Annotated in this window: 19 protein-coding genes; 5 read left to right on the forward strand and 14 right to left on the reverse strand. The window is 53.6% G+C overall.

Annotated features, from left to right (window positions below):
* Positions 1-66 precede the first annotated feature (66 nt).
* The 4 genes from proY to phoB all read right to left on the reverse strand — a co-directional run bounded on the left by proY (position 67) and on the right by phoB (position 5,292).
* Positions 67-1,440 carry a proline-specific permease ProY gene (gene proY / locus JM656_RS16480; protein ID WP_203358700.1) on the reverse strand — a complete coding sequence of 458 codons (1,374 nt, stop codon included), beginning with the start codon at positions 1,438-1,440 and terminating at the stop codon, positions 67-69.
* Between the two features lie 82 nt (positions 1,441-1,522).
* Positions 1,523-2,842 carry a branched-chain amino acid transporter carrier protein BrnQ gene (gene brnQ, locus JM656_RS16485; protein WP_203358701.1) on the reverse strand — a complete coding sequence of 440 codons (1,320 nt, stop codon included), beginning with the start codon at positions 2,840-2,842 and terminating at the stop codon, positions 1,523-1,525.
* Between the two features lie 408 nt (positions 2,843-3,250).
* A complete protein-coding gene (phoR, locus tag JM656_RS16490) occupies positions 3,251-4,546 on the reverse strand; it encodes a phosphate regulon sensor histidine kinase PhoR (protein ID WP_203358702.1) in 1,296 nt (431 codons plus the stop codon).
* Between the two features lie 56 nt (positions 4,547-4,602).
* Positions 4,603-5,292 carry a phosphate response regulator transcription factor PhoB gene (phoB, locus tag JM656_RS16495; protein ID WP_203358703.1) on the reverse strand — a complete coding sequence of 230 codons (690 nt, stop codon included), beginning with the start codon at positions 5,290-5,292 and terminating at the stop codon, positions 4,603-4,605.
* A gap of 192 nt (positions 5,293-5,484) precedes the next feature.
* Between phoB and sbcD the strand changes: the two genes are divergently transcribed.
* Both sbcD and sbcC read left to right on the forward strand, forming a co-directional pair.
* A complete protein-coding gene (gene sbcD / locus JM656_RS16500) occupies positions 5,485-6,687 on the forward strand; it encodes an exonuclease subunit SbcD (protein ID WP_203358704.1) in 1,203 nt (400 codons plus the stop codon).
* On the forward strand, positions 6,684-9,827 hold the full coding sequence (gene sbcC / locus JM656_RS16505) for an exonuclease subunit SbcC (RefSeq protein WP_203358705.1): 3,144 nt from the start codon (positions 6,684-6,686) through the stop codon (positions 9,825-9,827). The genes sbcD and sbcC overlap by 4 nt, the downstream gene beginning before the upstream one ends.
* Before the next feature lie 51 nt (positions 9,828-9,878).
* Here the strand turns inward: sbcC and mak are convergent, their stop codons facing one another.
* Positions 9,879-10,787 (reverse strand): fructokinase, encoded by a 909-nt coding sequence (mak, locus tag JM656_RS16510; protein WP_203358706.1) that lies wholly within the window; start codon positions 10,785-10,787, stop codon positions 9,879-9,881.
* Positions 10,788-11,036: 249 nt separating this feature from the next.
* On the opposite strand from mak, the gene rdgC reads away from it, so the two are divergent.
* Positions 11,037-11,948, forward strand: coding sequence for a recombination-associated protein RdgC (rdgC, locus tag JM656_RS16515; protein ID WP_192611332.1), 912 nt, complete (start codon positions 11,037-11,039; stop codon positions 11,946-11,948).
* Between the two features lie 39 nt (positions 11,949-11,987).
* Here rdgC and ppnP read toward each other — a convergent pair whose 3' ends face one another.
* The 5 genes from ppnP to JM656_RS16540 all read right to left on the reverse strand — a co-directional run bounded on the left by ppnP (position 11,988) and on the right by JM656_RS16540 (position 14,662).
* A complete protein-coding gene (ppnP, locus tag JM656_RS16520) occupies positions 11,988-12,272 on the reverse strand; it encodes a pyrimidine/purine nucleoside phosphorylase (protein ID WP_203358707.1) in 285 nt (94 codons plus the stop codon).
* Between the two features lie 70 nt (positions 12,273-12,342).
* The gene (locus tag JM656_RS16525) at positions 12,343-13,020 is read right to left on the reverse strand and encodes an AroM family protein (RefSeq protein ID WP_203358708.1); all 678 of its coding nucleotides are present in this window, start codon (positions 13,018-13,020) and stop codon (positions 12,343-12,345) included.
* Between the two features lie 234 nt (positions 13,021-13,254).
* Entirely contained in the window at positions 13,255-13,446 is a 192-nt protein-coding gene (locus JM656_RS16530) for a YaiA family protein (protein WP_192611329.1), read from the reverse strand.
* A 30-nt stretch (positions 13,447-13,476) separates the two neighbouring features.
* The gene (gene aroL, locus JM656_RS16535; RefSeq protein ID WP_203358709.1) at positions 13,477-14,022 is read right to left on the reverse strand and encodes a shikimate kinase AroL; all 546 of its coding nucleotides are present in this window, start codon (positions 14,020-14,022) and stop codon (positions 13,477-13,479) included.
* A gap of 181 nt (positions 14,023-14,203) precedes the next feature.
* On the reverse strand, positions 14,204-14,662 hold the full coding sequence (locus tag JM656_RS16540) for a YaiI/YqxD family protein (RefSeq protein ID WP_203358710.1): 459 nt from the start codon (positions 14,660-14,662) through the stop codon (positions 14,204-14,206).
* A 149-nt stretch (positions 14,663-14,811) separates the two neighbouring features.
* Between JM656_RS16540 and proC the strand changes: the two genes are divergently transcribed.
* Positions 14,812-15,621: a pyrroline-5-carboxylate reductase gene (proC, locus tag JM656_RS16545; RefSeq protein ID WP_203358711.1), complete on the forward strand. Its 810-nt coding sequence runs from the start codon at positions 14,812-14,814 to the stop codon at positions 15,619-15,621.
* A 15-nt stretch (positions 15,622-15,636) separates the two neighbouring features.
* Here proC and adrA read toward each other — a convergent pair whose 3' ends face one another.
* The 4 genes from adrA to iraP all read right to left on the reverse strand — a co-directional run bounded on the left by adrA (position 15,637) and on the right by iraP (position 19,163).
* Positions 15,637-16,752, reverse strand: a complete 1,116-nt coding sequence (gene adrA / locus JM656_RS16550) for a diguanylate cyclase AdrA (protein WP_203358712.1) — start codon at positions 16,750-16,752, stop codon at positions 15,637-15,639.
* 111 nt (positions 16,753-16,863) lie between these two features.
* Positions 16,864-17,184 carry a phosphate starvation-inducible protein PsiF gene (psiF, locus tag JM656_RS16555; protein ID WP_192611324.1) on the reverse strand — a complete coding sequence of 107 codons (321 nt, stop codon included), beginning with the start codon at positions 17,182-17,184 and terminating at the stop codon, positions 16,864-16,866.
* Between the two features lie 153 nt (positions 17,185-17,337).
* Positions 17,338-18,753: an alkaline phosphatase gene (phoA, locus tag JM656_RS16560; RefSeq protein WP_203358713.1), complete on the reverse strand. Its 1,416-nt coding sequence runs from the start codon at positions 18,751-18,753 to the stop codon at positions 17,338-17,340.
* Between the two features lie 149 nt (positions 18,754-18,902).
* Positions 18,903-19,163, reverse strand: coding sequence for an anti-adapter protein IraP (gene iraP / locus JM656_RS16565; protein ID WP_203358714.1), 261 nt, complete (start codon positions 19,161-19,163; stop codon positions 18,903-18,905).
* Between the two features lie 604 nt (positions 19,164-19,767).
* On the opposite strand from iraP, the gene ddlA reads away from it, so the two are divergent.
* Entirely contained in the window at positions 19,768-20,862 is a 1,095-nt protein-coding gene (ddlA, locus tag JM656_RS16570; RefSeq protein WP_203358715.1) for a D-alanine--D-alanine ligase, read from the forward strand.
* Positions 20,863-20,898 lie beyond the last annotated feature (36 nt).

The following is a 20,898-nucleotide window of genomic DNA, read 5'->3' on the forward strand; positions in this document are numbered from 1 at the left end:
CTACGCGTATCCGGCCTACCTGCTCACAAGTAGACCGGATATGGCAAAGCCGCTACCTGGCAAAAATTACTGCGCTTGTGCCAACTGACGGTCGTAACGACGTTTAAACATCCAGCCAACCAGCAGCAGCGCAATCCACGCGAATCCGACGTACAGCGAGATACGCGTCTCCGGATGATAGCCGATAAGCGCGATGATAAAGACCAGGAAGATCAGCCCCACAACGGTCGTTGCCACGCCGCCAGGTACTTTAAATTTCAGCGCTTTGATCTCTTCCGGCGACAGGCGGCGACGGAAAGCAATCTGCGACAGCAGGATCATGATCCACACCCACACTGTGGCAAAGGTCGCCAGCGACGCAATTACCAGGAAGACGTTCTCCGGCATGATGTAGTTCAGCCAGGCCGCAAACAGCAGCGCAATCGTCATCACCAGGACGGTGACCCAGGGAATACCGCGACGCGAGGTTTTCGCGAACACTTTCGGCGCGCTCCCCTGCTCCGCCATACCGTGCAGCATACGCCCCACGCCAAACACGTCAGAGTTGATGGCGGAAAGCGACGCCGTCAACACCACGAAATTGAGGATACTGGCCGCAAAAGCGATGCCCAGATGCTGGAACGTCAGCACAAACGGACTACCGTTGGTGCCCACCTGGTTCCACGGATAAATAGACATAATGACGAACAGCGTACCGACATAGAACACCAGAATACGCATCGGCACAGAGTTGATAGCACGCGGAATCGACTTCTCCGGGTCTTTCGCTTCCCCGGCGGTGATACCAATAATCTCAATCCCGCCGTAGGCAAACATCACCATTTGCAGTGACATCACCATGCCCAGCCAACCGTTGCTAAAGAAGCCGCCGTTACTCCACAGGTTGTGGATCCCGGTCGGTTGCCCGCCGTTGCCAATACCCCAGATAATGATGCCGAAACCGGCAGCAATCATGACAATGATAGTGGCAACTTTAAAGAACGAGAACCAGAACTCCAGTTCGCCGAACACCTTCACGCTCATCAGGTTGACGGCGCAGATAATCAGCACCACGCTGAGAACCCAAATCCAGTGCGGTACGGCAGGGAACCAGACGCCCATATAGATGCCAAATGCCGTCACATCCGCTATGGCCACAATCAGAATTTCAAAACAGTAGGTCCAGCCGGTAATGTAGCCAGCGAGAGGACCGAGGTTCTCCTGCGCATAGCGTGAAAACGAACTGGCAGAAGGGTTATGCACGGACATCTCACCCAGTGCGCGCATAATAATGTATGCGGCTACCCCGCCAATAATGTAGGCCAGCAGCACACTGGGACCGGCCATCTTGATGGCATCTGCCGAGCCATAAAATAATCCGGTGCCAATTGCTGAACCCAATGCCATAAAGCGAATATGCCGGGTGCTTAGCCCACGCTTTAGCTTGTTATTACTTTCCATTGATTCCTAACCCATCAACACAATAAAAAAACCACGGGGCCATCAAAAATAGCCCCGTGGTTAAAACATACTGTCAGTGAATTTAGTGAGCGCTTGAAGTCACTTGTCGACCCGCTGCACGATCCCAGATAATCGCCAGGACCACCATCACGACTGTTGGCATCAACCACGCCAGCCCTTGTTCCGCCATTGGCAAACGCTGGGTCCAGGCCGGTAATACGTCGCCAATTGCCGATGCTTTAATGCCGTCAAGGATACCAAAAATCAGGCTGATAAACATCGCAGGTGCAATGACGCGGGAAGAATTATGCCACCATGAGCGGGTAAAACTTAATACAACCAGTGCGATACATGGCGGATAAATCGCCGTCAGCACCGGAATAGAGACCTGAATCAAGTGGCTGAGACCCAGATTCGACACCACCATCGAGAAGCCGCCGAGGATGAACACCAGCGTACGATAAGACAGTGGGACGTATTGTGCGAAGAACTCAGCGCACGCACAGGTCAGGCCAACCGCCGTCACCAGACAGGCGAGGAAAATCAGCCCTGCCAGCATCAGGCTACCCGCACCACCGAAGGTGTGCTGCACGTAAGCATGCAGGATTGCCGCGCCATTTGCAGACTGGTCAACCAGAATCGCACTGTCTGACCCCAGGCGGAACAACGCGAGATACAGCAGGGTTAACCCTACGCCCGCCATCAGACCCGCCCACACGGTGTAACGCGTCAGTAAACGCGCTTCCGTCACGCCACGAGAACGCGCGGCGTTGACAATGACGATACCAAAGACGATCGCGCCCATCGTATCCATGGTCAGGTAGCCGTTCACAAAACCATTCGAAAACGCAGATTTTTGGTAGGCCTCCATCGCATCGCTGATCGGGCCTGCTGGCCAGACAATCGCAGCAACAGACAGCACCGTCAGTGCAATGATCTTCAACGGCGCCAGGAAGTTGCCGACGGTATCCAGCAATTTACCCGGATAGAGCGACACCAGAATCACAATGGCAAAGTAGACCACGCTGTAGATAAACAGCGGCAGAGGGGAGTTACCGGTCAGCGGCGCAATCCCTACTTCAAAGGAGACGGTTGCCGTACGCGGCGTAGCGAACAGCGGACCTACGGCCAGATAACAGACGGTGGCCAGCAGGAGTCCTGCCACTTTACCAATTGGCGCACTCAGGCTGTCTACGCCACCACCGACTTTTGCCAGCGCCACAACCGTAAGAACCGGCAGGCCAACCGCGGTGATAAGAAAGCCGAGCGCTGCAGTCCAGACGTGCTCGCCTGCTTGCAGACCCACCATAGGAGGGAAAATAATGTTGCCTGCGCCAACGAACAGCGCAAATGTCATAAAGCCCAAGGCGATAATATCGCGCGATTTTAACTGATGGGTCATAAAATTTTACTGCCTGTGGATGTGGTGTTGAAAACGTTAAATTTTCTGCCTTTCCCTGGGGGACAATACAGCGGAATTTTTAATCAATTCCAGCGGGATATGCTCCCGACCTGGCGCGGCGAAGAATAGTTTTTCGATTTACCGCATTAATGCAGTCTGTATGACAGCATCTGAGGCGCAATTTAAACGCTTATAACGTTTTAAAGCAAGATGGGATCCCAAAACCAGAACAATATATCAAGATGAATATACGACTTAGAACAAAACACCATCCATAAGAAAAAGTCATGGCTAATCATGCGAACAAAAAAGCATCAGACGTTGAAAAATTCAGCAGGTGAATCTTTACCGCAAAGAAAAAAAGCCAGCATTCGCTGGCTTATGGAAAGATAATCTTACATTGCAACATTAAGCATTATTTTTGGCAATTAAACGTTCCGGCAGAACAAAACTAAACCGCGTGCCTTTCCCCACGGTGCTGTCGATAATCAATCGACTGTCGTGATGATTTAATGCGTGCTTAACAATCGCCAGCCCCAAACCGCTGCCGCCAGTTTGCCTGGATCGCGCCTTATCCACCCGGTAAAAACGTTCGGTCAGGCGCGGAATATGCTCAGGCGCAATGCCTGGACCATCATCCTCCACGCTGAACTCCACGCCCTGCGCGGCGAGCTGCCAGCGCACGGTGATATGTGTCCCCGCCGGGGTGTGATTCACCGCGTTATAGACCAGATTCGAGATAGCGCTACGCAACTGATCATCATTGCCCAGCACGCAAAGCTGACTGTCAACCTCAAACGTGAAGCTGTGCTGCTGCTGACTTAACGTTTGCGCCTCGCGTTCAACAACACGCAGCATCATCGGTACGTCAACGCGTTCATTAAGCAAGAGCACAGGCGCAGCCTCAATTTTCGACAGCGTCAGTAACTGTTTCACCAGCCCTTCCATGCGGTGCGTTTGCTCGCGCATCGTATGCAGCGCTTTTTCCCGCGTGGCTCCCTCCAGAGATTGTTCCTGCATCATCTCCAGATAACCCTGCAACACGGTGAGCGGTGTACGCAGCTCATGACTGACGTTGGCGAAAAAGTTGCGCCGCGCCCCTTCGAGCTGGTGCATTTGCGTCACATCACGCGCCACCATCAACAACTGCTTGTCGGTGTAGGGCATCACCCGAATCTCCAGATGCCGTCCGGTGTTTAACACCAAATTGATCGGTCGGGTGAAGTCGCGGGTTTTCAGATACTGCGTAAATTCCGGATAACGCAGCAGGTTGAGAATGTTTTGCCCATTGTCATCAGGCCAGCGTAATCCCAGTACCTGTTGCGCCAGACCGTTACACCAAAAGATGCCCCCGTCCTCTGTGGTCAACACCACCGCATCAGGGAGCGATTCCGCCCCGCTGCGAAAACGTTTAATGAGATTCCCCAGTTCACGGCGGCGTTTCTTGTTACGCAACTGCATTTGGTGCAGGCCGTACAGCAGCGGTTCCCAGCTTCCGCTTCCCGGCGGCGGCGTCATACTTCTGTCGACCCACAACCACCAGGAAAGACGTAATAAATTCCAGAAATGCCAGATGAGCAGTCCCGTTACCGACGCCAGTAAAAACCAGGGCAGATAACCAAAAAATACACTAAGGATAAAGGCCGGGAGGCAGCAAAGTATCAGCTCCAGCACCAGCCTTTTCCATGACAGCCGTTCCAGCACGCGTCACACTCCATTCACGATTTGAAAGCCCTGCCAGCCGGATGGCCGGCAAGGCGTCAGAAGCGGGTCGAAAAGCGATACCCTGTCCCACGTACGGTTTGTACCATGCGGTCATGACCGCTCTGTTCCAGCGCTTTACGCAGGCGGCGAATATGGACGTCGACCGTACGGTCTTCCACATACACGTTGGTGCCCCAGACGTGGTTTAGCAGTTGCTCTCGACTGTAGACGCGTTCGGGATGCGTCATAAAGAAGTGCAGCAATTTGAATTCGGTAGGTCCCATATCAAGCGGGTTTTCCCCGGTCATCACCCGGTGCGATGTCGGGTCGAGGCTCAGTCCTTGCATCTCAATCACCTCTTCGACCGCCATCGGTGAAATACGTCGCATGACCGCTTTGATCCGCGCGACCAGCTCCTTGGGCGAGAACGGTTTTGTGACATAGTCGTCCGCCCCCGTTTCCAGTCCACGCACGCGGTCTTCCTCTTCCCCTCTTGCCGTTAGCATAACGACGGGGATCTCGCGGGTCATCGCCTCACGTTTGAGATGTTTAATGAACTGAAGGCCGGAGCCGCCCGGCAACATCCAGTCCAGCAGGATCAGATCCGGCCAGGGTTCATTCAGTTGGTTCACTGCACTGTCATAATCTTCGGCCTCGACTGGCTGAAAGCCATTTTGCTCGAGCACGAAGCAGACCATTTCGCGAATTGGAGCTTCATCTTCTACGACCAGAATACGTCTCGCCATGATTTGCCCTGTTATAGAGTTGCTTGTCATCATTATCAATGCGGCGCCATTATGCGTCAGATTTATGACAGTTTTATGAAAAAAAGTGTCAATCCCCACGCCAGATTGTTGATTTATGACACCCCATAAACAAGATATTAACCTCTCTGAAAGGTTATAATCCCGTTCACGCTTTTTCGCCATGGAACTGTTATGCGCATCCTACACACCTCTGACTGGCATCTCGGCCAAAACTTCTACAGTAAAAGCCGCGCCGCCGAGCACCAGGCCTTTCTTGACTGGCTGCTGGAAACAGCGCAATCCCGGCAGGTGGATGCGATCATTGTTGCAGGCGATATTTTTGATACGGGCTCGCCGCCAAGCTATGCCCGTGAGCTGTACAACCGTTTTGTCGTCAATTTACAGCAAACAGGCTGTCATCTGGTGGTATTGGCCGGAAACCATGATTCTGTGGCCACGCTCAACGAGTCACGCGAGATTCTGGCGTTTCTGAACACCACCGTGGTCGCCAGCGCGGGGCATGAACCGCACTATCTTCCCCGTCGCGATGGCACGCCAGGCGCGGTGCTGTGCCCAATTCCGTTTTTACGTCCGCGTGACATCATCACCAGCCAGGCCGGTTTCAGCGGTCGCGAAAAACAGCAGCATCTGCTCACCGCCATCACCGACTATTATCAGCAGCAATATCAGCAGGCCTGCGAACTGCGTGGCGAGCAACCGCTGCCGATTATCGCCACTGGCCACCTGACGACCGTCGGTGCCAGTAAAAGTGACGCGGTACGTGACATCTACATTGGCACCCTGGATGCTTTTCCGGCGCAAAATTTCCCCCCTGCCGATTACATCGCGCTGGGGCACATTCACCGGGCGCAGGTGATTGGCGGGACGGAGCATATTCGTTACTGCGGCTCTCCCATTGCGCTCAGCTTTGATGAGTGCGGAAAAAGCAAATGCGTTCATCTGGTGAGTTTCGAAAACGGAAAACTGAAGTCAACAGAAAGCCTCACCGTTCCGGTCACCCAGCCGCTGGCGGTGCTGAAAGGCGATTTGGCGGCCATTACCGAACAGCTGGCGTCGTTTAAGAACGTCGCGCAACACCCGCCGGTGTGGCTGGATATCGAAATCACCACCGACGAATACCTGCACGATATGCAGCGAAAAATTCAGGCGTTAACCGACAATCTCCCGGTAGAGGTTCTGCTGGTGCGGCGTAGTCGGGAACAACGTGAGCGGAGCATGGCGAATGAGCGACGCGAAACCCTGAGCGAACTGAGCGTGGAAGAGGTTTTTGAGCGTCGTCTGGCGCTGGAAGAGCTGGAGGTTCCCCAGCGTGAACGCCTCAACCAGCTGTTCAGTACCACCTTACACACTCTCGCCGGGGACCATGACGCATGAAAATCATCAGCCTGCGCCTGAAAAACCTGAACTCCCTGAAAGGGGAATGGAAAATCGATTTTACGGCGGAGCCTTTCGCCAGCAACGGACTGTTCGCCATTACCGGCCCGACCGGTGCCGGGAAAACCACGCTGCTGGATGCCATTTGCCTCGCGCTGTATCACGAAACGCCGCGCCTGAGCACCCTCTCGCAGTCACAAAACGATCTGATGACCCGCGACACCGCAGAATGTCTGGCGGAAGTCGAATTTGAGGTCAAAGGCGAAGCCTACCGCGCGTTCTGGAGCCAAAACCGCGCCCGCAATCAGCCAGACGGTAATTTGCAGACGCCTCGCGTGGAGCTGGCGCGCTGCGCAGACGGAAAAATTCTCGCCGATAAAGTCAAAGACAAGCTGGAGATGACCGCCACGCTGACCGGGCTGGATTACGGGCGCTTTACCCGTTCTATGCTGTTGTCGCAGGGGCAGTTTGCCGCGTTCCTGAATGCCAAGCCTAAAGAGCGCGCCGAACTGCTGGAAGAGCTGACCGGCACCGAAATTTATGGCCAGATTTCGGCAATGGTCTTTGAGAAACACAAAACCGCCCGCACCGAACTGGAAAAACTGCAGGCGCAGGCCAGCGGCGTCGCCCTGCTCGCCCCGGAGCAGTTGCAGGCGCTCACGGAACGTTTGCAGGTACTTACTGACGAAGAAAAACAGTCCCTCACGCGCCAGCAAACGCAGCAGCACCACCTGCAGTGGCTGACACGCCAGAGTGAGTTGCAAACGGAGGTCACTCGTCGCCAGCAGGCGCTACAGTCGGCGCAAGAGGCGCAGGCAAACGCGCAGCCGCAGTTAGCCGCGCTGAACCTGGCGCAACCGGCGCGGCAGCTACGCCCCTTGTGGGAACGTATTGAGGAACAAGCCGCTACCGTTACCCGCACACGTCAGCAGATTCAAGAAGTGAATACTCGCTTACAGAGTTCATTATCCTTGCGAAATCGCCTTCGCGCCCATGCCCAGCGCCAGTCTGCTGAACTGCACGCCTCGCAGCAAACGCTCACGGCATGGCTCACCGAACACGATCGTTTTCGTTTATGGGGCAGTGAACTGGCCGGGTGGCGCGCGCTGTTTGCACAGCAGTCCGGCGACAGAACGCAGTTGCTCAAATGGCAACAGCAGCAGGAAAGCGACACCCGTAAGCTTGACGCGCTCCCGGCGCAAACGCTGGATTTGTCCGCCGATGACGTGACGCAAGCACTCGCACAGCATGCTGAGCTTCGCCCGTTGCGCCAGCGCCTCGCCTCGCTCCACGGACAGATCGCGCCAAAACAGAAACGGCTGGCACAGCTACAGGCCGCGATTCAACACAGCCAGCAGGAACAGGCTCAGCGTAATACCACGCTTGAGGAAAAGCGGCAGCGTTATAAAGAGAAAAATCAGCAATTCCTTGATGTAAAAACGATTTGCGAGCAGGAAGCGCGGATCAAAGACCTTGAGAGCCAGCGCGCGTTACTGCAATCCGGTCAGCCGTGCCCGTTGTGTGGAGCCACCGAACACCCTGCCGTAGAGGTCTATCAGGCTCTCGAACCCGGTGTGAATCAGGCACGGCGCGACTCGCTGGAAAAAGAGGTCAAAACGCTGGCAGAAGAAGGTGCCACACTGCGCGGGCAACTCGACACCCTCACGCAGCAATTACAGCGTGACGAAAGCGAAGCGCAGACGCTGTTAAAAGAAGAGCAAGCACTTACTCAGGAATGGCAAACGCTGTGCGCCAGCCTGCAAATTTCACTGCAGCCGCAGGACGATATTTCGCCCTGGCTGAGTGCGCAGGATGAATACGAGCACCAGTTGCACCAGTTGAGTCAACGTCACGTTCTGATGGCGCAAATCGCGGCAGACACGCAGCAGGTGATGCAGTTTCAGCAGCAGATCGCGCAACGCCACGCGTCGCTGTTAGCCGAAGTGACGCGCTACGCGCTGTCACTGCCTGGCGAAGGTGAGGAAGAGTCCTGGCTCAGTGCAAGAACGCAGGAAGCGCAAACGTGGCAACGCCGTCAGACGGAACTGACCGAGCTGCAAACGCGAATAGCCCAATTAACCCCGCTGCTGGACACGCTGCCGGCGACCGATATCGCCGTCGACGACAGCGCCCCTCTGTCTCTGGAAAACTGGCGACAGGTCCATGACGAGTGCGTTTCGTTACAGAGCCAATGGCAAACGTTGCAGCAGCAGGAAGCGCAGGAAACACAACGAGCCGCAGACGCTCAGACCCATTTCAACACCGCGTTGCAGGCCAGTGTCTTCGATGACCAGGCCGCGTTCCTCGCCGCCTTGTTGGATGATGAAACCGTTAACCGTCTTGAGCAACTCCGGCAGTCACTGGAAAACCATTTACAGCAGGCGCAAACATTAGCCGCACAGGCCGTCCACACGCTCGCGGGTCACCAGCAGCAGCCTCCCGACGCGCTGGACCTCACCCTCACGGTGGAACAGATCCAACAGGCACTGGCGCAGGTCAACGCCCAGTTGCGGGAAAACGCCACCCGCCAGGGCGAAATCCGCCAACAGCTTAAGCAGGATGCCGACAATCGTCAGCAGCAGCAGTCACTGATGCTGGAGATAGAAAAAGCCGCGCAGCAGGTGGAAGACTGGGGCTATCTCAATGCGCTCATCGGCTCTAAAGAGGGCGATAAATTCCGCAAATTCGCCCAGGGGCTCACGCTGGATAACCTGGTCTGGCTGGCGAACAATCAGCTGACGCGCCTGCACGGGCGCTATCTGCTGCAACGAAAAGCCAGTGAAGCGCTGGAGCTGGAAGTGGTCGATACCTGGCAAGCCGATGCCGTGCGCGACACCCGTACGCTTTCCGGCGGCGAGAGTTTCCTCGTGAGCCTGGCGCTGGCGCTGGCGTTGTCGGATCTGGTCAGCCACAAAACGCGAATTGACTCCCTGTTCCTTGATGAAGGATTTGGCACCCTGGACAGCGAAACGCTGGACACCGCGCTGGATGCGCTGGATGCGCTGAACGCAACAGGTAAAACCATCGGGGTGATAAGCCATGTCGAAGCGATGAAAGAACGGATCCCCGTGCAGATCAAAGTGAAGAAGATCAATGGACTGGGCTACAGCAAGCTGGACAGGATGTTTGCGGTGGAATAACCCGTATGTTGCCGGAGGCATATCAGCGCCATCCGGCAACGGGTTAAACTATCACGTTTGCGGCCACAGCCAGGCCGCCCCGCGCACGCCGCTGGAATCACCATGCAGCGCTTTACGAATCGGCGTCTCGCACTCGCCGCCAAAAACAAACGGTTTGATTAACGACGGCACCGTTTGGTACAGCCTGTCGACATTACTCATCCCGCCGCCCAGAACAATAACGTCCGGGTCAAGAATGTTCACCACATGCGCCAACGATTTCGCCAGCCGTAGCTCATAGCGACTCAGCGCCAGTTCCGCTGTTGCATTCTGTTCTTCCGCCAGTCGAATAATTTCACTGCCTTTCAGCGGGTTGCCGCTCAAACGATGGTAATCCGTGGCAAAACCGGTCCCGGAGATAAACGTTTCAATGCAGCCTTGTTTACCACAATAACAGGGGACTTCAGCGCGATAGCGAAGCTCGTCTTCGTCCATCCACGGCAGCGGATTATGTCCCCACTCGCCCGCCGTGCCATTTCCGCCAATGTGCGCACGGCCGTTCAGCGCCACGCCAGAACCACATCCGGTGCCGATAATCACGGCAAAAACCGCGTGTGCGCCCGCCGCCGCGCCGTCCACGGCTTCAGACACCGCCAGGCAGTTGGCGTCATTCGCCAGCCGAACTTCACGGTTAAGGCGCGTACTCAGATCTTTATCGAACGGTTGACCGTTAAGCCAAGTAGAGTTGGCGTTTTTCACCACCCCGGTGTAGGGAGATATGGACCCCGGGATCCCCATCCCCACCGTTCCCGTTTGGCCGGTCGCCTGTTCAGCCATTTCCACCAAGCTGGCAATGGTCTCAATGGTTTGTCGATAATCGTCGCGCGGCGTGGGCAGACGATGGCGAAACAACTGTTCCCCCGCGTCGCCGAGCGCAATCACCTCTGTTTTGGTCCCACCCAAATCAATACCTATACGCACACGACGTTCCTCATTTTATGAAATATCAACAGAGTAGAAGCGAGCTTCCTGATTGGCAATGCAAGCCCGTCGACAATTCGTTATTATACCCGGCATCCTTCAAGTTGCAGATGCGGCGGCTTTCCTCGCTCCCCCCAGTCACTTACTTCAGTAAGCTCCCGGGGCTCTCTGCGTTGCCGCCTTCCTGCAACTCGAACTATTTGGGTATAAATACCCGCTGTATTTAACGACAAGGCCGTGGAAATTATCATGCTGTGGTTCAAAAATTTAATGGTTTACCGTCTTAGCCGCGACGTTTCTTTGCGTGCTGAGGAGATGGAAAAACAGCTATCCTCGATGACGTTTACCCCTTGCGGTAGCCAGGATATGGCAAAAATGGGCTGGGTACCGCCGATGGGATCGCACAGCGATGCATTAACGCATACCGCCAATGGCCAAATTATTATTTGCGCGCGCAAAGAAGAGAAGATCCTGCCTGCGCCGGTTATCAAACAGGCGCTGGAAGCGAAAATCGCCAAACTGGAAGCCGAACAGGGTCGCAAGCTGAAGAAGACCGAAAAAGATTCGCTGAAAGATGAAGTGCTGCACTCCCTTCTGCCGCGCGCCTTTAGCCGTTTTAACCAGACAATGATGTGGATAGACACGGTGAATGACCTGATCATGGTCGACTGCGCAAGCGCCAAAAAAGCGGAAGATACGCTGGCGCTGCTGCGTAAGTGCCTCGGTTCCTTGCCGGTGGTTCCGCTGACGCTGGAAAATCCTATCGAATTAACACTCACCGAGTGGGTGCGTTCCGGTACGGTTGCTCAGGGATTCCAGTTGCTGGATGAAGCCGAACTGAAAGCCATGCTCGAAGATGGAGGCGTGATCCGCGCGAAGAAGCAGGATCTGGTCAGCACCGAAATCGCCAATCATATTGAAGCGGGTAAAGTGGTCACCAAACTGGCGCTTGACTGGCAGCAACGGATCCAGTTTTTGATGTGCGACGACGGCTCGATCAAACGCCTGAAGTTCTGCGATGAGCTGCGCGATCAAAACGAAGATATCGACAGGGAAGATTTTGCCCAACGTTTTGATGCCGACTTTATCCTGATGACCGGCGAGTTAGCTGCTCTGATTAAGAGTCTGGTCGAAGGACTGGGTGGCGAAGCGCAACGCTAGTTGCGCGGTATTCCCTCTCCCGATGGAGAGGGAATCGCATTACAAATAGCGGCAAAGATAGGAGGTCGGCTCTGCCACCTGCAGATGAAATTCGCTATTGCCGGGAACGTTAAACACCTCGCCTGCGGCAAACACTTTCCACTGGGTCTCACCCGGTAGCAGAACATTCAACGCGCCGCTGACCACGGTCATTTCTTCCGGTGCTGCAGTACTGAAGGTATATTCACCTTCCGCCATGACGCCAACACTGGCGCGGCCAGTACTGCTGCTGGTAAAACCGATTGATTTCACTTTACCGGAAAAGTACTCATTGCTTTGTAGCATAAACGGGCCCTGTTTCATGATTAAGTTAATTCTCAATATAGGGGCCTGACCTTCAGCCTGTCACGCAAAATTAAACAAGTAATTCCGACGCCAGTCGCGCAATCAAGACATTAGAAAGTAAAACCGGAACATCCAGCGCTTTTTGCAGCAAATCACGATGACGTTGGTTAAAACCCAGGCAATCGAGCATGACAACATCAGCGCCCTGTTCCAGCAACGCCTTCCCCGCATCAATCAATTGCTGTTCCGAACCGTGGATGGGGTTCGCCAGCGAAAAGACCGGCGGCGTCTGTAATACCTGCCATTTTTGGGTCTGGGCTTCCAGTAACGCCTCAACCGGAACAATCACCCCTACCTGATGCCCTTCGACGATCGAGGCCACCAGCGGCGGGATAATGCGCGAAGGTTCCAGCAAAATTGTATTACGGGTCGACATGTTGTTGATCGACGAGGTGCTCATTAACAGGATCACGTCGTAGCCCTGGTTATCCAGCACTTCAACCACACTTTGTAGATCCCGTTCCACTTTCTGGCGGGATACATGAGCAAGTTGATTATCACTGAGCAGCGTCAGCAGGGGGTCATCACCGGGCGCCACGGCATAATCCGCCATCACCTCCTCACGCGACATTTTTCCCAGCAGACTATGATGAGCGATATGCTGCTCATCGATATACTCGGTTAGGAGAGGTAAGACTTCACTCATTGGCACGACGCCAATAGTGAGAATAGCCAACGACGCACTCATTTTTATGCTCCGCCTTCTTATACTTCGTCGTTAATTCCCGGTAAATATACGAACACTTACCTGCGCTACAAATGCCCAAAAGCGTAGCAGCAGTTACGCGACGTATTGTGTAAAGATTCCAATTAATTCCAGTACTGTATTGTTATCGTTTAATTTTCAGTTTTAGCTGAACGCTACAGAGTGTGATTAATGTGATCCAGGCACACTCAGAGTCCTTTCTGAGTCGTGATGGCATCAGGTTTTATCAGGGTCTTCATAGCGTTTTTTGGCATCCAGTGCGTCTTCTTCGCTGGCGTGCTCGCTGATCAAAGAGTCTGGTTTGGGATAATCGGCCCGAAGCTGGTAGCGGAGCGCCGTCTGGCCTGGCATCCCTTTTTCAAGGGTGACAATCCAGGCTTTTCGCGGGTAGAGGGGACTGTTCGGCATGGTTCCTCCTTTTTAACAACGGGATGAACTTTAAGTATAGACGCCACCCTGTCGACGGAGTTGCGCTTGCGACAGTGCCGCGAGAATTTCGCCCACCACCTGGTCCGGATTTTTCGTCGCATCAACAATGTAATGCGCCGCTTCACGGTATAGCGCGTCGCGTTGTTCAAGCACTTCCCGCACCTCTTCGCCCAATGGTTTACCCGTTAAGGTGGGGCGCAGCCCCTCTTCCGGCGCCGCTTCCAGGCGATCAACCAATACCGACACCGGAGCGCATAAATAGAAAACAATGCCGTTATTACGCATGTAATGACGGTTATATTCCGTAAGAATAATCCCGCCACCGGTCGCCACAACCGTTGACGGTGCGGTGACCGCCTCAAGCGCCGTCGTTTCCCTGGCACGAAAACCGTCCCACCCTTCTCTCTCGACCATCTCCGCTACGGTCATTTGCACATGCGACTGCAACCACTGGTCGGTATCAACAAACTGGTAATCGGTCGCCTGAGCAAGCGTCATACCGGTTGTTGTCTTACCACAGCCTCGTGGGCCAACAAGAAAAAGAGGTTGCGTCATAGCGGGCGTTCCCAGGAGAGCCGCAAACATGCGGGATCGGATATCGTTAAAGTAATAATCATACCACCAAACTAGTACATCGTTAAGTGTAAATAAATCATTCCAAAAAGAATGTGGTATACCGTACGTCCTTACTATAACAAGAAATCGCAGGTAGTGAAGTGTAAAGATAAAATTGCAGTTAACGCGCCCTGCGCTGAACTTCCAGCCACCACTTATCCAGTTCAGCAGCGAAATGTTGGCGATCGCGTGGAGAAAGACTATCCGGACCGCCGGTCTGGATCCCACTGGCGCGTAAGGTGTCCATAAAATCACGCATCGTCAGACGTTCACGGATGGTTGATTCGCTATACCGCTCTCCGCGCGGGTTTAACGCCGCAGCCCCTTTTTCCAGGACTTCGGAAGCCAACGGAATGTCCGCCGTAATAACCAGATCGCCGGGTTCACACTGGCGTACGATCTCATTATCCGCCACATCGAAACCGGCCGGTACACGCATCGTGCGGATAAGTCGTGATGGCGGGACACGTAAACTCTGGTTGGCGACCAGAATCAACGGCATCTGCATCCGCTCAGAGGCTCGGTATAAAATGTCTTTGATTACATTCGGACACGCGTCAGCGTCCACCCATATTGTCATAATCGCTCCTTACTGATGTGCATTTTCACATTGTCTCGTGCTTTTGCCTTCCGTCAAAGTGCTGTTTATCCTTCTGCACATTCTCATTCCGCGTTAAGCTACGCTTTACTCATCAAAACAATGAATATCACCCAGGGGGGAGTGACACGATGGAGAAGAAAATCGGTTTTATCGGTTGTGGCAACATGGGAAAAGCGATTCTTGGCGGTCTGATTGCGAGCGGCCAGGTTCTCCCGGGGCAAATCTGGGTCTATACCCCCTCCCCCGACAAGGTTGCCGCCCTGCATGAGCAGTACGGCATTAACGCGGCGCAGACCGCACAAGAAGTGGCGCAGGTTGCCGATATCGTCTTTGGCGCGGTAAAGCCCGCCATTATGATTAAAGTGCTGAGTGAAATCACCTCCAGCCTGAGCAAAGACTCGCTGGTCGTCTCGATTGCCGCGGGGGTCACCCTCGACCAGCTCGCACGGGCGTTGGGACACGATCGTAAAATTATTCGCGCGATGCCAAACACGCCATCGTTGGTCAATGCCGGTATGACCTCCGTGACGCCAAATGCCCTGGTCACCCCGGAAGACACCGCCGACGTGCTGAATATTTTCCGTTGCTTTGGCGAAGCAGAGATCATTGCAGAACCGATGATCCATCCGGTTGTCGGCGTCAGCGGCTCTTCGCCAGCCTATGTCTTTATGTTTATTGAAGCGATGGCGGATGCCGCTGTACTGGGAGGGATGCCGCGCACTCAGGCATATAAATTCGCGGCGCAGGCCGTTATGGGATCGGCGAAAATGGTTCTGGAAACCGGTAAACATCCTGGAGAGTTAAAAGACATGGTGTGTTCACCGGGAGGCACCACCATCGAAGCGGTTCGGATCCTTGAAGAACGAGGCTTTCGTGCCGCCGTAATCGAAGCGATGGCGAAGTGTATGGAAAAGTCGGAGAGTCTCAGTAAATCCTGAGGATATCGCTGGACGTCAGGCCGCCACTTCGGTGCGGTTACGTCCGGCGTTCTTTGCTTTGTAAAGCGCGATATCTGCGGATTTCAACCATTCACGATAGTGTCCGAGTTGTGAGGTCAATGGCGCAATCCCCACGCTAATACGTAACGTTACCTGCGGTGCGCAAGGTAAACGCAATGCGCTTAACCTTTCGTGTACCCGCGTCATTGCGGCAATGGCGTTTTCCGCAGGGGTTCCGCACATGATGACCGCAAACTCATCACCGCCGAAGCGACCAATAACATCGCTACCGCGCAGGGTCATCTGTAGTTGTCGCGTCAGGGCAACAATCGCCTCATCACCGACATCGTGGCCCCAGGTGTCATTGATACTCTTAAAGTGGTCGATATCGATGATCAGCAGCGTGGCGTCACGGTTATAGCGGCGACAATTATCGAATTCGTTGCGTAATAAAATTTCCCAATGACGCCGATTATAGACGCCCGTCATGCCATCCCGCGTACTCATCACCTGCAACCGGCGCTTATGCTCCGCCAGTTTCGTCGCCGTCTGGTAACTGACCCAGGCAAACAATAACGGGTACATCACAATCACAGGCAGGCAGAGCCACCATTCCAGTTGCGCGCTGGCAAAAGCCACAGTGATACCGGTTAGCTGCAATGTCACCAGGCTAGAAACAATCATTAGTACGATCCCGGCGACAAACAGCCGCACACCGCCAGCCCCCATCAGATTCATACACATCATCATCAGTAATGCCGTCGAGGGGAGGATATTGACGCCCATCACGCCGACCCAAACCCCCGCAAGAATCGCGTCAGCTTTTAAGTTGTATATTTCACGGCTTAAAGGATCGATGGCTTTGCTCGCCAGTTGCCATGCCAGATGCGGCCAGACAAAAGCCCAACCCACCAAAAATAGCCACCACCCGCCCGCGACAGACTGATCAACCAGTGCGGCAGAGATGGGGAAGAACATCCATCCCAGTCCTACTGCTCGCGGCAGCCGGACTCGCCGGGCGAAGCGTAACCCGGAACGCTGGTGGTCATTGGGAGGCGGTATGGCGGGCTCTCCACCCGGTGCTACCGTTTTTTTGTAAAAGCTTTCATCATTCATAATTTTTGGGAACATTCTGAAACAATTTTCCCAAATTATAGAGACGAAGCTAGCGGAGAAAGTATGATATTTCGGGTGAGCGATTTTCTCCTCTCACCCGTTAGCACTACAGCTTAGCGTAGGGCACTAGGCCGCTTTTTTCAGGCAGGCACTCATAAACTTGTTGCGATCGTCCCCTTTCAGAGATTGTTCTGTCGCCTGGACATTACACTCACGCATTTTCTGCTGCTGGGGAGTCAGACTTTTCTCACCTGGCGCAGACGTGCTGTTCTTCAGGCAATCACTCATATAGGTTTTACGGGCATCCCCTTTCAGTGCTTCTGCTGTCGCCTGCTGGTTGCAGGTCGTCATACGCTGTTGTTGCGGCGTTAAGGTTTTCTCGGCAGCGCCGACGGTCGTTAAAAACACCAAACCAAAAAGCAGGGCAACCAGTAATGTTATTTTCATAGCACCATCCTTTTGTGGGTATTCACACACCTAATCCTTCAGGAAACGCGAAATATTTAACCTCTATAAACTGAAGGATTTTGTGCCATTAAGTCTGGCTGCTTACGACGAAATTACCACCCGACGGTAAAAAGTATTACCGCCAGGCGCCGTTTACTTCAGGCCCAGGGCCGCTTTCATGGTGTAAAACAGATCGGTTTGGTCCGTCAGCCCCACCACATTGGCTGCGTGCGGGCCGTAGGCGGCAATACGCAGCTGGCTGCCGGTATGTTCCTGAGATTCTTCTTCTGAGTTTCCGTAACTTATCACCATCACCGCGCCGTCTTTGGTGTTCAGCGCCTGCGTCAGGCCTGGCGCTTTCGTATCCGGTGCAACAATCTGGCTGGCGTGAGCATGATCGGCGGTCACCACCACCAGCGTGTTGCCATCCTTCTTCGCAAATTCCAGCGCGCGTTGCACGGCTTCATCGAGATCGACCGTCTCGCCAATCTGTCCACACGGGTTAGCCGCATGATCCTGTTTGTCGATGGAGGCCCCTTCAACTTGCAGGAAGAACCCCTTCTCATTTTTGCTCAGCAGCTCGATCGCTTTGTCGGTCATCTGCGCCAGCGTTGGCACGCTATCGTTACGCTTCACATTTGGCGTACAGGTCACTGCCGGTTTATCAATATTGCCATGGTATGACGCTTTCGGACCTTCCCAGCGCACGGGCATGTTGCCGTCAGAGAATAATCCCAGCAGCGGTTTATCCTGATTGGCCTCGCGAACATCGGCCAGCGTCGCGGCATCGCTGACGAGCTGATAGCCGCGTGCCTGTGCCTGTTCACGCAGCGTTTTTCCCTGCCATTCGCCTGCCTTCGCCGTTTCAGTAAAGGTTTTTGCGCCGCCGCCAAGCGTGACGTCCGCGCGTGCATTCAATAATTGTTCAGTGATGGAGCCTTTGCCGCCCTTTTCCAGGGCATTTGTCGGGCATTTTTCGCTGGTGATGTCAGGGCCGTAGCATTTTCGGGAGGTCACATGTGCCACCAGCGCCGCCGGTGTCGCATCCTGTAATTCCGCCGTTGAGACATTCCCGGTTGCCAGTCCCGCCGCTTTTGCCATTTCCAGAAGGGTCGTGTGATCTTTTTCGTGGATATCGACGCCCAACGCGCCGTTATAGGTTTTTACGCCCGTCGTCCAGGCCGTAGCGGAGGCCGCAGAGTCCGTCACATAATCGGGTTTGCCGGTTTTTTTATCCAGCGCATAGTGGGTGTACTGCCCTGTCAGAGGTAACGCATCAATGCCTTTAAAAAAACCACCTGCCCCTTCGGCATAATTTCGCGCGGCGGTTATTTCCGAGTCGCCCATGCCATCGCCAATCAGCAATATGATATTTTTAGCGGGTTTATTACTGAGTGAATCCCGCAGAGCAGAGGTTTGATCGGCTGCTAAACGGCGCGCACCGCCAGGGGTCGTAATATCCCCCTGGGCTGCGCGGTTCTCCAGCACGGCCACGGATGAAGACCCGGCATATGTCGCAGGGATAAAAAACAGAGAGACCAGGGCAATAGCAATAGCGCTTTGTTTCACTTTATTTTCTCCATGTATAAATACATAAAATATGCTCTTAATAATTTGAATTGCAGTTGATGCAACCCGAAGTACGACAAGCATAAAAACAAAGTGACTATAGGTATCTGATATGACAGCAATATGACAGTTATTGACCCTGAATACGATCAGCTACGAGGATGCCTCAATAACTTCTTTACGTACTGGCGCAGCAATTCCGTATCGTTATCCGGAACGCTGGCATCCGGCTTTACGCCTTCAAGCGCGCCCTCTATCTGGTGAATCAGCCTTTGCTGCTCAACCTGCGCCATATTACGCAGCATTGCGGTGACAATAATCTCTAACGCTTCTACCTGAGCCACCAGCTCTTTCGACTCTTCTTCTTTTTGGGCGAGTTTAAGCAACAACTCTGAAATGAGGTTTTTCATAAACGTATTTCCTTATCCGAAGTAGGCTGACGGTATCATTATGATTCATCACTGCCTAGAGGATGAAAGTAGTATTTTTATGATTAAAGAAAGACTTTGTGTTAATAATCACATTGAATTAATCAGCGAAACGTTTCTCAGGCCAGAATAATTTCATAATAAGAAAGCCTGAAACTCAATAGTCACGCAGCACCATAATATAAAGTTATGATAAACCCGTCTAATTTCACTTAAGTTGCAGAACAATAATAAGTGTTGATGTTGCCAGGCATTATTGTCGAGCCAGTTAAGGCACGACACGAACAGTGCGGAACAACCTGTGCGTATAAAGATGAACTGTGACGTCCTCTTCGGGTCCTTCTGAAGAGAGCAAAAGTGGAATCCAGCGCGCTGATGCCTACCACTGACATTTTATCTCCCCGTTCATCAGATTTGTGAAGCACATCACGCAAAGCCATGTAATTAGCAGGGAATTGTGCTTTGACCTGTGTTTGGCAGCGTTTGTGTCTCTGGCCTGTTCGAAACAATATGGCAGAAGCACGCGAAACCCTCGTTTTGTCGTGGTAATGTATACGCTTTGCGTTTCATGGAATGGGTTTTTAAGATGGCGAAATTGCGGGTAGGGATCGTATTTGGTGGTAAATCAGCGGAACATGAAGTGTCTTTGCAATCGGCAAAAAATATTGTCGATGCCATCGACAAGACCCGCTTTGATGTTGTGCTGTTAGGTATTGATAAACAAGGACAATGGCACGTTAGCGATGCCAGTGACTATCTGCTGAACGCAGACGACCCCGCGCATATTGCGCTGCGTCCTTCAGCCACAAGTCTGGCGCAGGTGCCCGGCAAACAGGAACACCAGCTCATTGACGCGCAGAACGGCCAACCGCTGCAAACGGTTGATGTGATTTTCCCTATCGTTCATGGAACGCTGGGTGAAGACGGTTCGCTACAGGGCATGCTTCGTGTGGCAAATTTACCGTTCGTCGGTTCTGATGTGCTCGGCTCTGCGGCCTGTATGGACAAAGATGTCACTAAGCGCCTGCTGCGCGATGCCGGATTGAATATCGCCCCCTTTATGACGCTCACTCGCACCAACCGCAATACGGTTAGTTTTGCAGAGGTAGAAGCACGTCTCGGCCTGCCGCTGTTTGTTAAACCGGCGAACCAGGGCTCCTCGGTTGGCGTCAGCAAAGTCACCAACGAAGCACAGTATCATCAGGCCGTGGCACTGGCGTTTGAATTTGATCATAAAGTGGTGGTTGAGCAAGGCATCAACGGTCGCGAGATCGAATGTGCCGTTCTCGGTAACGATCATCCGCAAGCCAGTACCTGCGGCGAGATTGTCCTGAACAGCGATTTTTACGCCTACGACACCAAGTACATTGACGATAACGGCGCTAAAGTGGTGATCCCTGCGGCGATCGCCCCAGAAGTGAACGAAAAGATCCGTGAGATCGCCGTTCAGGCGTATCAAACACTGGGCTGTGCGGGTATGGCGCGCGTCGATGTTTTCTTAACACCAGACAATGAAGTGGTGATCAACGAGATCAACACGCTGCCTGGGTTTACCAATATCAGCATGTATCCGAAACTGTGGCAGGCAAGCGGTTTAGGTTATACCGATTTGATCAGCCGTTTGATCGAGCTGGCACTGGAACGCCACGCGGCTAACAATGCGCTGAAAACCAGTATGTAAACGGCGCATCGTCATACGTCTAACGGTCTCTTCTGC

Origin of the sequence: Citrobacter sp. R56 (assembly GCF_016811995.1) — a bacterium.
GTDB lineage: Bacteria > Pseudomonadota > Gammaproteobacteria > Enterobacterales > Enterobacteriaceae > Citrobacter_D > Citrobacter_D enshiensis.

Coding starts and splice junctions, on each gene's coding strand:
- psiF (WP_192611324.1), bottom strand. CDS start 17,184: ATGAAAATAACATTACTGGTTGCCCTGCTTTTTGGTTTGGTGTTTTTA.
- JM656_RS16530 (WP_192611329.1), bottom strand. CDS start 13,446: ATGCCGAACAGTCCCCTCTACCCGCGAAAAGCCTGGATTGTCACCCTT.
- aroL (WP_203358709.1), bottom strand. CDS start 14,022: ATGACGCAACCTCTTTTTCTTGTTGGCCCACGAGGCTGTGGTAAGACA.
- proC (WP_203358711.1), top strand. CDS start 14,812: ATGGAGAAGAAAATCGGTTTTATCGGTTGTGGCAACATGGGAAAAGCG.
- iraP (WP_203358714.1), bottom strand. CDS start 19,163: ATGAAAAACCTCATTTCAGAGTTGTTGCTTAAACTCGCCCAAAAAGAA.
- sbcC (WP_203358705.1), top strand. CDS start 6,684: ATGAAAATCATCAGCCTGCGCCTGAAAAACCTGAACTCCCTGAAAGGG.
- JM656_RS16540 (WP_203358710.1), bottom strand. CDS start 14,662: ATGACAATATGGGTGGACGCTGACGCGTGTCCGAATGTAATCAAAGAC.
- ddlA (WP_203358715.1), top strand. CDS start 19,768: ATGGCGAAATTGCGGGTAGGGATCGTATTTGGTGGTAAATCAGCGGAA.
- adrA (WP_203358712.1), bottom strand. CDS start 16,752: ATGTTCCCAAAAATTATGAATGATGAAAGCTTTTACAAAAAAACGGTA.
- sbcD (WP_203358704.1), top strand. CDS start 5,485: ATGCGCATCCTACACACCTCTGACTGGCATCTCGGCCAAAACTTCTAC.
- proY (WP_203358700.1), bottom strand. CDS start 1,440: ATGGAAAGTAATAACAAGCTAAAGCGTGGGCTAAGCACCCGGCATATT.
- rdgC (WP_192611332.1), top strand. CDS start 11,037: ATGCTGTGGTTCAAAAATTTAATGGTTTACCGTCTTAGCCGCGACGTT.
- JM656_RS16525 (WP_203358708.1), bottom strand. CDS start 13,020: ATGAGTGCGTCGTTGGCTATTCTCACTATTGGCGTCGTGCCAATGAGT.
- brnQ (WP_203358701.1), bottom strand. CDS start 2,842: ATGACCCATCAGTTAAAATCGCGCGATATTATCGCCTTGGGCTTTATG.
- ppnP (WP_203358707.1), bottom strand. CDS start 12,272: ATGCTACAAAGCAATGAGTACTTTTCCGGTAAAGTGAAATCAATCGGT.
- phoB (WP_203358703.1), bottom strand. CDS start 5,292: ATGGCGAGACGTATTCTGGTCGTAGAAGATGAAGCTCCAATTCGCGAA.